Below are 13814 nucleotides of genomic sequence, written 5' to 3'. Positions count from 1 at the left end.
TTTTGGCGAATTATTGCAATTGCATTTCAGCAATGATATTTTTAATTTTTTGATCCAAATTATTTTCTACTTCTTTTGCATTTTCAATAGAATCTAACGGTTCGTTTACACTGAAATAGAATTTGATTTTTGGTTCAGTTCCGCTTGGTCTCGCACAGATTTTAGTTCCGTCTTCCAAATAATAAATCAAAACATTTGATTTTGGAATTTTCAATTCTTCGATTTCATCGGTAAAAAGATTTCTAGCTGTAGAATTATCATAATCTTCAACCATAATCACGCGTTGTCCGTTGATTTCTTTCAAAGGTTTTTCACGCAAATCAATCATCATTTGTTTGATTTCGTTGGCACCTTCAATTCCTTTTTTGGTCAATGAAATCAAGTATTCTTTATAAAATCCGTGGTCAACATAAAGGTTTTGAAGTTCTTTGTAAAGTGAGCTTCCGTTTGCTTTTGCTTGCGCCGCGATTTCACATATTAATAAGGTAGCACCAACAGCGTCTTTATCGCGAACAGCATCGCCAACCATAAAACCGAAACTTTCTTCGCCACCGCCAATAAATTTTTGGTTCGGGAAATCCTTAATCATTTTGGCAATCCATTTGAAACCTGTCAAACCAACTTTGCATTCAATTCCGTAAGCTGAAGCAAGTTCTAGCATCATTGGTGTGGAAACAATCGTGCTTCCGATAAATTCTGTCCCGGTAATTTTTCCAGCTTTTTTCCATTGTTCCAACAAAAATGCGGTCATCAAAACCATCGTTTGGTTTCCGTTAAGCAAAACCATTTTTCCGTCATTATCGCGAACGGCAACACCAAGACGGTCAGCGTCTGGGTCAGTTCCCACAACGATATCGGCATTTAATTTTTCTGCCAAAGCCAAAGCCATAGTCAAAGCTTCTGGTTCTTCTGGATTTGGAGATTTTACCGTAGGAAAGTTTCCATCAGGAATCGCTTGTTCTGGAACAATATTCACATTAGAATAACCCGCTTTTGACAAAACATCAGGAATCGATTTAATCGAAGTTCCATGCAAAGAAGTGTAAACGATATTCAAATTATCTTTAGCTTCCGCCGGAGTATCAAAGCTTGCGTTTTCAATGGTAGATTTCACAAAAGCTTCGTCAATTTTTGCGTCAATATATTCAATCAGGTTTTCGTTTGCCTTGAAATTAATTTGATCGTAAGTCAACGCTTCGATTACCTGAATAATTTCTCCATCTTGAGGAGGAACCAATTGTCCACCGTCTTGCCAATATACTTTATATCCGTTGTATTCTGGCGGATTGTGTGAAGCTGTCAACACGATTCCGGCGTGACAATTTAAATATTTTAAGGCAAAAGATAATTCTGGAGTAGGGCGCAATTCTGAAAACAAATACACTTTTATTCCATTGGCAGAAAAAACGTCAGCCACGACTTTTGCCAAAGTATCGCTGTTGTGACGGCAATCATAAGCAATCACAACTTTTAATTCTTCGCCAGGAAAAGCGGTTTTCATATAATCTGAAATTCCCTGCGTATTTTTTCCAAGCGTATATTTGTTGATTCTGTTGGTTCCAACACCCATGACGCCGCGCATGCCGCCAGTTCCAAATTCAAGATTTTTATAAAAACTTTCTTCCAATTCTTTTGGAGAAGAAGTCATCATTTCCTTGATTTCAGTTTGTGTTTTTTCGTCGAATGTTGGCGTAAGCCAAATGTTTACGTTGTCTAATATGTTTTTTTCGATGTGCATTTTTGATAGAAATTTAAAAATTCAATATTTAAATTTAGAGATTTATTTCTTTAGAAACTTTATATCGCTCTTCATTATTTTTAGTTCGCAAAATAATTTCGCCTAAAAACCCGGCCAAGAATAATTGCGTTCCAATAATCATCGTAGTTAAAGCGATGTAAAACCAAGGATTGTCGGTAATTAAAATGGTGTCTTGTTTGTCATACAATCGGTATAATTTCATGATTCCGATGTAACCGGCTGAGAAAAATCCGATGATGAACATCAAAAGTCCCCAGGCTCCAAAAAGGTGCATCGGTCTTTTTCCGAATCTTGACAGAAACCAAATCGTAATCAAATCTAAGAATCCGTTGATAAAACGTTCCATCCCAAATTTGGTCGAGCCATATTTTCTGGCTTGGTGAACCACGACTTTTTCGCCGATTTTTCCAAATCCAGCATTTTTAGCTAAAACCGGAATATACCGGTGCATTTCGCCAGAAACTTCGATGTTTTTTACAACTACATTTTTATAGGCTTTCAGTCCGCAATTGAAATCGTTTAATTGAACGCCAGACGTTTTTCGTGCCGCCCAATTGAATAATTTTGAAGGTAGATTTTTTGAAACTACGGAGTCAAAACGCTTCTTTTTCCAACCTGAAACCAAGTCATAGTTTTGCGCCATAATCATGTGGTACAATTCTGGAATTTCATCTGGACTGTCTTGTAAATCGGCATCCATCGTGATAATTACGTTACCCGAAGCTTTTGCAAAACCAGCGTGCAAAGCCTGAGATTTTCCATAATTACGAAGAAAACGAATTCCTTTGATATTTGGATTTTCGTGTGAAAGCGTTTCGATTAATTGCCAAGAATTGTCGGTGCTTCCGTCATCGATGAAAACAACTTCGTATGTAAAATTATTGGCGTTCATCACCTTGACAATCCAAGTGTGAAGTTCGCGTAAAGATTCTTCTTCGTTAAGAAGCGGAATTATAATGGATAGATTCATTTATTAGTAACCTTGTGGTCGATCGTTTTTTAAAATTGCACCTATTATAAGTGAATAAATTAGTCCAATAAAAGCATACATGGCAACAGTAACTGGAGCTGCAATAAATGGGCTAGAAAATTTTTCCATCATGGCAACTGACATATCAAGTTGTTCTTGAGTCATATTTGGATTTTGTTCCACCATCATTTTTTTTGTAGTTTCCATAATTTCTACCATGTATTCCGGAAATATCATATTAAAGATTATTGTAAAAACACCTACAATTAAACCAGCAACGACAGTTACAGTAACTCCTGTTTTTAAAGCTTGACCAAACGATAGAAACCCACCGTTTATATTAGTTTTATAATTATTTACGGCAATGTAAATTAAGATGATTGGTAAGAAAAGGTAATTCAAAAGATTTAAAACTAGACCTAATGTTTTGTTTTCCATTAAGTTTAATCCCATTGCGTAAGGAATCACAAATTCTAAAATCATAATTATTCCAAAAATAACTCCGTATTGAACTGCTGATTTTGCAGGAGATGTAATTTCGCTCATGTTTTTATATTTTTAAATTAATCTACAAATATAACAATTCCCAATTTACAGTCAGCTAAAAATCAATTCATAATGACAGAAAAAAAAGAGAGCGAAAGATTTGTTTATTGAAAAATTAGTGTAAATTTGCAAACTCAAAATAATAAAAGTTTAAAAACTAAAAAGTTATAATGAGTTTATACCTTTTCAGAAATTGGAAAGCTGCAAAACAAGTTATAATTCAATCGAATAAAAAATAATTAAGATGAAAAAAGGAATTCACCCAGAAAATTACAGATTAGTTGCCTTCAAAGACATGTCAAATGAAGAAGTGTTTATTACTAAATCTACTGCAGATACAAAAGAAACTATCATTCACGAAGGTGTTGAATATCCAGTTGTGAAAATGGAGATCTCAAGAACGTCTCACCCATTTTACACAGGTAAATCTAAATTAATTGATACTGCAGGACGTATCGATAAATTCAAAACTAAATACGCGAAACACGCTAAATAATTTAAGCTTGTTTTTAAATATAGAAAGCCTTCCAATTATGGGAGGCTTTTTTTTGTGTATCAATTTTCGTCTAAAAATAAAAAAGCCACTTGATTTTAAGTGGCTTTTTGAAAATATTCAGCTATTATTTATTGCTCTGCTTTTTTTCTATCAGCGATAAATTTGTTCAGCATTTTACCATATTTTGAACCCGCAACCTTTGGAGTCAAAGAATTGTTTATGGTATCAAGGTATTTTATATTTGCGTTATAAACTTCTGAAAGCGCAATGAAAGGCGCAATTTCATGATCTTTATTGTTCATCGCAAAATTGATGCTTACCAAATATCTTTTTTTCAATAATTCATTGCTTTTTGCGTCTGTGTCAATCGGCGCATCTCGATTAAATTGAAAGGCACGTAACTTTTGCTCCGTGATTTCCAAATCTTTTTCTGTAAAGCGCGCCATTATTTTTTTGTAATCTTCATATAACTTTTGGTTTTTTGAACCTGTTATTTTAGCATCAGCAAAGAATTTGTCGAGATTTGTATCGATAGTCATAACTCCTGGTTCCGCAAAAAACATAAGATTATTGTCAATACTATTAGTTTCGCCTCTGTCAACAAATAGATATAGCATTTCTGGAGAATCGATATGTATATGGCTCTCAAATTTAGAATCGCCCTTGATTTGAATCGTGTCAATCGAAACTAAAGAAGTGTCCGCAATTCTTTGAATATAAAGCGTCCCTTGCTTTAAGCCCTTAATATTTCCGGTAATGTGAAGGTTTCCTTCGGTGCTTTTCTCGTCATTACACGAAATTATGGCTAATGCGGCAAAAGCAAAAAGTATTTTTTTCATAGTTTGTTTTGATGTTTCCAACGACTTTTTATCGTGATTTTTTTGTTTTTTAATTTGTGGCAAAATAATAAAAAAATCCCCGATTTAGGATCTAAATCAGGGATTAATTCAATGTTTTTTTGATTAACCTTTCAACCAAGCTTCTCTCAATTTTGCCTTGCTGGCGTCAGTTGCTTTCCAGCTGTCAACTTCTTCGTAAGGAAGTTTTACAACTCCTTTTAAAACTAATTCTTTTTTATCACGTCTAACTTTCACAGTAATCGGATCGTTTTCTTTCCAAGCAACACTTCCCATAATCATTTCATAAATATTGTCAAGGTTGTATTTTGTGGCATTAACTTCTAAAATTACGTCATTTGCTTTAGCGCCAATTGCTTTATAAAAGTCGATGTTTTCAGCACCTGGAAGCAAAATAATTTCTTTAGTGGATTGATCTACAGTGATATTTGGCGTTTGTCCCTTGATAAAAACATTTCCTGGTTCTTTCGATTTTCCTTCAGTTACGCCCATTTTTCCGAAATAAGTTGCGTAATTGATAGGAGTAGATCCCGAAACATAAGTATCTAAAAATTTGCGAACTTCTGGTGATGTCAATGAACCAATTTTGTCAAAAAGCTCGCTGTCGTCAAATGCTTTTTTAGAGCCATATTCGTTAGAAAGTTTTTGCATCAAATCTAAAATTCCTCTTTCTCCGTTAGAATCTTGACGAATTTGAATGTCTAAACACATTGCGATCAGCGCTCCTTTTTCATACACATTTAAGTATTGATCTTTATATGGTTTTCTCAAAACTTCTGCGCTCATTTTTGTAAACGGCATTGTGTCATCCATTCTTGAAGCATTTGCAATTTTGCCAGCCATTCTTGTATAAAATTCTTCCTCAGTAATCAGACCTTGATTGATTTGGAATAAATTTGCAAAATATTCTGTCACACCTTCATACATCCACAAATGTTCAGACATTTTTGGATTATTGTAGTCAAAATATTGAATTTCTTTTGAGTGAATTGTCAACGGGGTAACAATGTGAAAAAATTCGTGAGAAACCACGTCTTTTAATTGTTCTGCCAATTGTTCTTTCGGCATCATTTCTGGCATTACAACTGTCGTTGCTGTTGGATGTTCCAAAGCTCCAAAACCTTGCGCATCTTTACCAGATTGTGTATCAGAAAGATAAATAAGAACGCTATATTTTTTCGTAGAATTAAATTTTCCTAAGAAATTCTTTTGCGCAGTCATCATCGTTTTCATTTCTGGAGTGATGCTTTCTGCCGTGATAATTCCGTTTGGAGAATATACTGCGATCAAGATTTCCATTCCGTTAACCGTGAACGTCGTATAATCTGGTTTCGAATACATAACTGGATTTTCCACCAATTCAGAATATCTTGAAACTATAAAAGTATCTTTTGAATCGCTCGCATCAGTATCAGTCATTGAAGTTGCACCCCAAAGCGTCGCCGGATGCGCAATATTTACTGAGTAAGGAGTTTCTTGAAATTCTTTAAAATAACCAACAAAACCGTGCGTGTTCAACATAAAGTTCTTTCCTGCATCAATATTTGTTCCGGCCGGTGAAAAGATTTCGTGTTCACTTTCTCCTTCAGTATCGTAAGTATCGTTTACTAAATAAGTGATTTTTGCAAGCTTTTTTGCATCAGAAATTGACCAAGAATTATCGTCAACTTTTGCAACAACTAATGTTTTTCCACTTTTATCGTAAGCTTTTAAATTCTCAATAAATTTTCCGTAATCGTCTTCAGAGTATGTTCCAGGGATGATTTTTGGAATATGATATGTGATTTTATCCTCTTTAATTGCCGGAGGCGTCACGGTAACCATCACTTTGTCATTGGTCACATTAGTCAAGTCAATATCCACTTGAACTTCAATTTTAGCAGTATTTGAAACCGCGTTTTCAGTTGGTTTACAGCTCCAAATCAAAGAAGCGATTGCCAGTGAATAAAATATTTTTTTCATATTCAATAAATTTATTTCTATTGGTAGCGCGACTTTCGTGTTTGTTACAGTTACTACCAATTATTTTCAGCAAATTAAAGCTTTTTTGCGAATGTAGCAATCTTTTCGATCAACTCTGGTACCACCGGCAATGTCAAGTCGTTATAACTTTTCATATTTTCTGAATCTTCTTTGATTTCTTTAAAAACGTGATTCATATTTTCGATAATCACCAATTCAGATTTTGGATAAGCTTCGTGCAATAATTCCGCATCGCTTTCTGGAACTTGAAGATCCTTGGTTCCATTAATAATCAAAACCGGAATCTGAAGTTTTTTGATTTCCACTCTCGGATCATATTTAAACCAAGAAATCAAATAAGGCTGAACGCTTTCTCGAAACAACGAACTCAACATTTTGTTTTCTAATTTAAAAGTTTGTCCGCTTTTTAAAATATCAAGGTTTTTTCGTAGTTCAGTTTTCAAGAAAGGCGCTTGTTTTACAACTTGTTCTTCCAAAATTTCGTCAATGGGTCTTCCAGCTCCAGCAATGGAAACATAGCCATCGGCATTGTCTTTTGAAGCAATCATTCCGACTAAAGAACCTTCACTATGGCCTGAAATAATGATTTTATTAAATTCTTTTTTTGTTTTAAAATATTGGATAACTTGTTTGACATCGGCAATTACATCGTCAAAAGTCACATCTTTTTCTGAAATATTTCCTGCTTTTAATTGTGCGATAGCACGTTTGTCATAAGCAAAAACGGCGATATCTTTTGAAGCCAATCCTTCTGATAAAAATTTTAGCGAATTATTGCTCGCGCCAGGCTGGTTTCCGTTTCTGTCAGGAATTCCAGAACCCGGAATTAAAATTACAAGATTTGTCTTTTTAGAACTTTTGTTTGGCTTGTAAAGCGTTCCGTTTAACATCGGATCAATTGAAATTTCTTCGGTTTTAAAAGTTTTTTCTTGAGCAAAAATAATTGTAGAGAATAAAAAGAGATAAGTCAGTAAAGCTTTTTTCATAATTGAGAGGTTAATTAGGAATTCGATGCAAAATAAGATTTCTGAAACGAACTACCATTTTTTTTATAAAAAAAGCTTCCAATAAGGAAGCTTCATATCTTAGTCGAATTTATTTTTGATGTAGTATTTTCCATCCAAATCATCATCGAAATCATCGATTTTTGGCGGTTTTGGTTTTGGCTTGCTGGCCATAGCTTTTTTCTTCCACAGTTCAAATTTATCTGCGGTAAGCCTTTTTTTCATAATTTCGATTACCTCTTTTTCGGCTAATCCCAATTCTTTTTTAATAATCTCAAAAGGATTTCGTTCTTCTAAAGCCAAAGTCACAAGCTTTTCGTGTTCCTCGCGAGTCAATTCAATATTCTTCCCTTTTTTCATTACTTGAAAATTAATTCAGATAAATTTTTGTTGATTAATAGTTATCCAATATTAAGAAAAAAAATAATTACTTTTTCAAGAGTATGAAAATTTTTTAAAGATTTAATTTTGAGGCGACCGATGCTTCTGAAACGGAATCTGAATTAAATTTGAAAGCTGGTTGTTTTCTGCAGTTTTCATGTGCGTGTCAACTCCATAAATAATATTTTCTTTGGGCAAAGAAGTGAAGGTTCCGAATAAACGATCCCAAATCGAAAAGATATTTCCATAATTTGAATCGGTGTAAGGCAACATATAATGGTGATGAACCTTGTGCATATTTGGTGAAACGATAAAATAACTGATGATTTTATCAAGTTTTTCTGGCAACGAAATATTGGCGTGATTGAATTGCGAAAACACAACAGACATTGATTGATATAAAAAAACGAGCCACATCGGCGAGCCAGAAATTATGACGGCAAAAACAGTGAAAACGAACCTAATAACGCTTTCGCCAGGATGATGGCGGTTTGCAGAAGTCGTGTCAATCCAAGTATCGGTATGGTGAATCAAGTGAAAACGCCACATCCATTTGGTTTTATGTTGAACTAAATGCGCCAAATAAGCTCCGATTAAATCCAAAAGAAGCAATCCGATCAACGTAAACAGCCATAACGGAATTTCAGGAAGCCATTGCAACAACCCAAACTTTTTTTCAACCGCAAAATCTGCGGAAAGCAATAAAATAAAAGCCAAAACAAAATTCACAACGATGGTTGTCAACGTAAAAAAGATGTTGATTCCGGCGTGATTCCATTTTTTATATTCAAATTTAAACAACGGAAACGCATTTTCAATCATCCAAAAAATCGCAATTCCGCCCACGAGAATGAGCGCGCGGTGCAAGGAAGGAATTGTCGAAAAATAATTAATTATCTCATTCATATTCCGTTATTTTTAAATTGCTATGGAACGAACATTACCGTAAAAGTCGTGCCAACATTGACTTCGCTGCTAACAGTGATTTTTCCTTTCATACTTTCAATTTGGGTTTTGGTCATAAAAAGACCAATTCCTTTCGCGTCGGGATGATTGTGAAAAATTTGGTGCATCCCAAAAATTTTATGGCCGTTTTTTTCCAAATCAATTCCGAGTCCGTTATCAGAAATATGCAGAAAAATGTTTCCGTTTTTCTTTTCGGTTCTGATATTTATTTCCGGTATTCTTACTTTGTCGCGATATTTCAACGCATTGCTAATCAAGTTGTGGAAAATACTTTCCAAATAAATTTTCGAATATTCTACCTGTGCAATTTGAGAAAAATCGGCTTTGATAATCGCACCTGATTTTAAAATTTCGCCTTGAAGCGATTCTAAAGTGCGCGAAAAAATTTCCTGAAAAGGTAATAATTCTTTGTCAATTATTTTATTTTTTTTAATGTGAAGCACTTCCATCAATTGATTTAAGGAATCATTCAGGTTTTGCGCGACTTTTTTAAGCATTTCAAAAATCATCTGGTATTCTTCCACCGTACTATTTTCTTCAATTGTGGAAATTAACGCTGTAATATTTGAAGCAGGAGAACGTAAATTGTGAGAAGTAATGTTCGCAAAATCATTTAGTTGCTGATTTTGAACTGTCAATTCGTTCATCAAATTCTCTTGAATAATTTTATCAAAAACCATCTGTTTTGCATTCTGTCTAATTTTTACATAAGCAAAAACCACAACGATAAATGCGATGATCACAAACAAAATAAAATTTGCATTTCTGGCTCTTACATTTTCTTCGGTCTCGCTTAAATTTTTAGATAAAATTCGAACCGATTCATTTTGGTAACTTGAAATTGAAGCGCGAATAGAATCCATAACTTCCTTGCCACGGCCTGTTTTTACTATAGAAACCGCCTGTTCCATTCCTTCCTCTTTTCGAGTTTTGATGATGTGGGCGCTGATGATTTTTCTAGATTCAACAAGACGTTTGATCGTGTCTAATTTTTGCAATTGCAAAGCATCTGTTTCGTTCATTGAATGAAGCGAATCGATCCAAACTGCGAGGTTTTTATCGCCAGTTTTGTAAACTTCTAAATAACTTGTATCGCCTGTAATCGTAAAACCGCGCGCGCCGGTTTCAATATCGATCGCACTCGATAAAACTTTTTCTAAAACAGTATTTATATTGCTGGTTTGATTGACAATCAAACGGTTATGGTGAACGGATTGCGCTCGATTGTAAGTAGAGTAGGCGAGCACAACAAAGGCTACAAGAAATACGGCAAAGGTAAGATCGATGCTCGTTTTCAACGAAATTTTTTTCATTTTTCGGGTTTTGTGGTATTTGTTTTCGAGGCATTTCTGCCACTAAAATCACTGCAAAATTAATGCAATTAATTCATAGCTACGAAGAAAAACGACTTTAGGTTTTTAAGTGTAAAGATAAGCCCAATAAATAAGTAAAAATTGCAGAGGAATTCGCAACCAAAGTAACCATTTCGGCAATCCGAAACTTGCTTTTTTGTCTTGCAACATATAAATGTGGACGGTGAAAAAAGCAACTAAAAGGAAGATAATTCCCCAAGCGCCAAATTTTGAATAGCCTGAAATCATCAATAAAATTCCGAAGACAATTTCTGCAAAGCCGCTTAAAAGATTGAGCAATTTTGCATTTGGAAAATAGGGAGGAATAATTCTTTCATACATTTTGGGTTTCCTGAAATGATTTATTCCGGCCAAAATATAAATTGACGCCATTAAATACAAATGCCAAGGAAAATCCATAAGAGTTGTTTCTCACGAATATACGGAAAATAATTTACAACTTAAATTGCTGACATTTAAAGAACTTGAATTTCTTTCTTCTTCTTTTTGAAGTTTACATTCATAATTACAATGGCCAAAATGATTAGCAAAATTCCAATCCATTGTACAAAAAGCACTTGCTCGTGTAGTAAAAAGTAAGCCATCAACACAGAAACAGGAAGCTCTAACGACGAAACGATACTTCCCAAACCAATTCCGGTTAACGGAAAACCAGCGTTCAAAAGCATCGGCGGAATTATGGTTCCAAATAAAGAAAGTACGATTCCCCATTTCAAGAAAATCTCGAAGTTAAAATCTTTTGCAGTTGAAAAAACTCCCAACGCTTCGGCCATTTCAGCAGATTGATTCGGGATAATTTGAGTAATTAGCGTAAAAATTAAAACCATTGTTCCTCCGCCTAAAAGCATGTACAAACTTCTTTGTGCCGAAGAAATTTCAGTCGCAATGCGGTTTGCCGTAAACATTGTGGTTGTAAAAGATACCGCAGCCAACATTCCGAAAAATAAGCCAAGCGGATTTAATTTTATATCAGAATTGATCAAATTTGTAGCGAAAGCTGTTCCGATCAAAACAATTATTACCGAAATTATTTTTACGGTTGAAGGTAATTTTTTCTCTAAAAACCATTCAAGCAAAACACCAATCCAAACGGTTTGCATCAACAAAACGATGGCAATTGAAACTGGAATGTCAAATTTTACGGCCAAATAATAGAAAATACTCGTCAAACCTGTGGAAGTTCCGGCGAGCATTAATTGGGTTTTATTTTTGCTACTTGCTTGAACAGCAGTATTGTTATTTCGTTTTCTTTGGAAAGCATTGATCAGCAAAATTCCGATGATTCCAAAAACAAATTGAGAGGAAGTAACTTCTGCTGTCGTGTAACCTTCGCCATATGCCATTTTCACAAAAGTGGCCAGCATGCCATAACTTGTGGCACCTAAACCGACCAAAAAAACTCCCTTCAACACGTTATTATTTGTCATTTCTTAAAATTTAAAAAGCCGACAAAGATAAGGATTGAGAAAAGAATAACTGGTATAGAGATGCTAATTAAACGTTATAAGTTTTGCAAAACTACTTGGATGATTTTCTGCGGAATTTCATCGAATTCGCTTATTTCGGTGGGTTTTGTCAAAAAAGCTTTTGCTCCAAAATCGATACATTTTGCCTGATAAACTGGATTGCTGGAAGTGGAATACGCAAAAGTCGTGATTTTTTTGAATTCTGGATGATGGCAAATTTCCTTTAAAACTTCCAATCCGTTGATGATTGGCATATTTAAATCGGTTAAAATCAAGTCTGGTTTTGATTTTGTTTCGTCATTTAAATAATCTAAAAGCTGTTTTCCGTTTCTCAGGATTTCCACTTTTAAGAAAAGAGGATGTTTTTTAAAACTCTCCAAAATAACTTCGCCGTCATCAAAGTCATCTTCTGCAATTAAAATATGGAGGTTTCTCAGTTTTTTCATTATTGGGGAGATATTGGTAAATAAAGGCTAAAGATACTACCATCTGGCGAACTTTCCACATCAATTTTTCCTGAATGATTGTCCATTATTTTCTTGCAAATCGCCAGCCCGATTCCGTTTCCAGAGTATTCGTTTTTCATGTGAAGTCGTTGGAAAATAGTGAAAATCTTGCCCAAATGATCAGGATTCATACCAATTCCGTTATCGGTAAAACAAATTTTAAAGTAATTGTCTTCAGGCATTTGAATTGAATTTCCGTCCACTTTTTCGGATAAAATAGTGATTTCAGGAATCATTTCTTTCTTGCTATATTTTATGGCATTTGAGATCAAGTTGGAGAATAATTGTCGCATTTGAACTTTCGAAGCCTTGATTTTTGGAAGTCCGTCGCAATTAATTTTCGCGTTATTTTCTTTAATAAGAAGTTCTAAATCGTCTAAAACTTCAGTCAAAACTTCATTCAAATCCACAGTGGAAGTGTCTTCTTTCACTGCGCTAAATGCATATTTTACCAAATCATCGACCAAAGAATTTAATCGTTGCGCAGACGAACTGATCACATTCATATTAGAAATTTCTTTTTCAGAAAAAATTTGTGATTTTGTAGCGTTCAGCAACGAAGTGTAGGTCAAAATCTTTCGCAACGGCTCTTTTAAATCGTGTGAAATTACGTGAATAAATTGTTCCAAATTTATATTGGAAAGGTTCAATTCATTGACTTTTGCTTCCAATTGACGCTGGTATAAATCTAACGCTTTTTCGTGTTTTTTCTTTTCGGATAAATCTGTTAAAACAATTCCAAAAGCAGAAACCATCGGATGTAAATCACTCAAAGAGACATAAACCGGAACAGTCTTATTTTTGAATTTCAAATTGATTTCGCCCTTGGCATTTCCGTTTTTAAGCGAATTTTTAAGCTTTTTATATTCCGAAGGAAATTCTACATAATCTTCAAATAAAGTTCCAATAATATTTGTAGCTTTTATCCCAATTAGCTTTGAGAAATATTCATTGCAATACAAAATCATTCCATTGTCAGCGATACTTAACGCGCCTTCGCCAAATTTTTCAATCAGAATTCTGTAAGTATAATCGGCACTTTCAAGCGAATAAATCTGCGCTTTTCCTTGCTGATGAACCACGAGTGCGTCAATTTCTCCCTGCTTTATAGAATCAATTATACTGTGGGCTTCAAAAAGCTGATTTTTCAGTTCTTCGATCTCTGAAAGCAATTGGTCGGTATTTTTTTCTTTTTCTTTCAAAGCTAAGCAAGGTCTAAAATTCTTAAAACTTTTTCAGTATCAGACAAATCGCCTAAAATCGTGCGTCGTGGATTTGGATTTGTTTTTATCAAAGTAGGAACTCCAACAATCTGATAATTAACAGCCTGATGCTCTTCGTTTGTGATATCCACGATTTGCAAATCAAAATTATCGGGAAGATGCTCGTCGCAAATTTCCCGAAGATTTTCAATAGCGCGACTTGATTTTGTGGACATTCCAGAGATAAATAATATAAAATTATACCTTCCAGAATCGGCCATATTATTTTGGGAGTTTTCCACTTT

Annotated in this window: 15 protein-coding genes; 1 reads left to right on the top strand and 14 read right to left on the bottom strand. The window is 34.5% G+C overall.

The genetic code is table 11. The annotated features are described in order from the left end of the window. Positions 1–10: 10 nt before the first annotated feature. From ACFPVY_RS08765 to ACFPVY_RS08755, 3 genes are read right to left on the bottom strand one after another with little or no spacing between them, the layout of a single operon-like run. Positions 11–1738: a phospho-sugar mutase gene (locus ACFPVY_RS08765; RefSeq protein WP_379791604.1), complete on the bottom strand. Its 1728-nt coding sequence runs from the start codon at positions 1736–1738 to the stop codon at positions 11–13. A 34-nt stretch (positions 1739–1772) separates the two neighbouring features. Next, entirely contained in the window at positions 1773–2729 is a 957-nt protein-coding gene (locus tag ACFPVY_RS08760) for a glycosyltransferase family 2 protein (RefSeq protein ID WP_379791603.1), read from the bottom strand. A 3-nt stretch (positions 2730–2732) separates the two neighbouring features. Beyond that, complete coding sequence (locus ACFPVY_RS08755; protein WP_379791602.1) at positions 2733–3275, bottom strand: DUF4199 domain-containing protein; 543 nt, start codon at positions 3273–3275, stop codon at positions 2733–2735. A 244-nt stretch (positions 3276–3519) separates the two neighbouring features. On the opposite strand from ACFPVY_RS08755, the gene ACFPVY_RS08750 reads away from it, so the two are divergent. Further along, positions 3520–3771, top strand: a complete 252-nt coding sequence (locus ACFPVY_RS08750; RefSeq protein WP_125012278.1) for a type B 50S ribosomal protein L31 — start codon at positions 3520–3522, stop codon at positions 3769–3771. 128 nt (positions 3772–3899) lie between these two features. Here the strand turns inward: ACFPVY_RS08750 and ACFPVY_RS08745 are convergent, their stop codons facing one another. From ACFPVY_RS08745 to ACFPVY_RS08695, 11 genes are all read right to left on the bottom strand, one after another. Continuing rightward, positions 3900–4610 (bottom strand): DUF4369 domain-containing protein, encoded by a 711-nt coding sequence (locus ACFPVY_RS08745; protein WP_379791601.1) that lies wholly within the window; start codon positions 4608–4610, stop codon positions 3900–3902. A 123-nt stretch (positions 4611–4733) separates the two neighbouring features. Further along, the gene (locus ACFPVY_RS08740) at positions 4734–6590 is read right to left on the bottom strand and encodes a M61 family metallopeptidase (protein ID WP_379791600.1); all 1857 of its coding nucleotides are present in this window, start codon (positions 6588–6590) and stop codon (positions 4734–4736) included. A gap of 74 nt (positions 6591–6664) precedes the next feature. Continuing rightward, positions 6665–7597 (bottom strand): alpha/beta hydrolase family protein, encoded by a 933-nt coding sequence (locus ACFPVY_RS08735; protein WP_379791599.1) that lies wholly within the window; start codon positions 7595–7597, stop codon positions 6665–6667. 99 nt (positions 7598–7696) lie between these two features. Then, positions 7697–7975: a DUF2805 domain-containing protein gene (locus ACFPVY_RS08730; protein WP_379791598.1), complete on the bottom strand. Its 279-nt coding sequence runs from the start codon at positions 7973–7975 to the stop codon at positions 7697–7699. Positions 7976–8077: 102 nt separating this feature from the next. Beyond that, positions 8078–8902, bottom strand: a complete 825-nt coding sequence (locus tag ACFPVY_RS08725; RefSeq protein ID WP_379791597.1) for a sterol desaturase family protein — start codon at positions 8900–8902, stop codon at positions 8078–8080. 20 nt (positions 8903–8922) lie between these two features. Continuing rightward, positions 8923–10275: a sensor histidine kinase gene (locus tag ACFPVY_RS08720; protein ID WP_379791596.1), complete on the bottom strand. Its 1353-nt coding sequence runs from the start codon at positions 10273–10275 to the stop codon at positions 8923–8925. A 105-nt stretch (positions 10276–10380) separates the two neighbouring features. Then, a complete protein-coding gene (locus tag ACFPVY_RS08715) occupies positions 10381–10734 on the bottom strand; it encodes a DoxX family protein (RefSeq protein ID WP_379791595.1) in 354 nt (117 codons plus the stop codon). Between the two features lie 56 nt (positions 10735–10790). Then, positions 10791–11762 (bottom strand): EamA family transporter, encoded by a 972-nt coding sequence (locus tag ACFPVY_RS08710; RefSeq protein WP_379791594.1) that lies wholly within the window; start codon positions 11760–11762, stop codon positions 10791–10793. Between the two features lie 74 nt (positions 11763–11836). After that, the gene (locus ACFPVY_RS08705; RefSeq protein ID WP_379791593.1) at positions 11837–12247 is read right to left on the bottom strand and encodes a response regulator; all 411 of its coding nucleotides are present in this window, start codon (positions 12245–12247) and stop codon (positions 11837–11839) included. Continuing rightward, positions 12247–13509, bottom strand: coding sequence for a sensor histidine kinase (locus ACFPVY_RS08700; protein WP_379791591.1), 1263 nt, complete (start codon positions 13507–13509; stop codon positions 12247–12249). Before ACFPVY_RS08700 ends, ACFPVY_RS08705 begins: the two co-directional genes overlap by 1 nt. A 2-nt stretch (positions 13510–13511) precedes the next feature. Then, positions 13512–13811, bottom strand: coding sequence for a circadian clock KaiB family protein (locus ACFPVY_RS08695; protein ID WP_379791590.1), 300 nt, complete (start codon positions 13809–13811; stop codon positions 13512–13514). Positions 13812–13814 lie beyond the last annotated feature (3 nt).

It is taken from the genome of Flavobacterium qiangtangense, from assembly GCF_042658345.1.
Lineage (GTDB): Bacteria > Bacteroidota > Bacteroidia > Flavobacteriales > Flavobacteriaceae > Flavobacterium > Flavobacterium qiangtangense.
The sequence above is the reverse complement of the archived record's forward strand: the minus strand, read 5'-3'. Positions and strand labels throughout refer to the sequence as shown.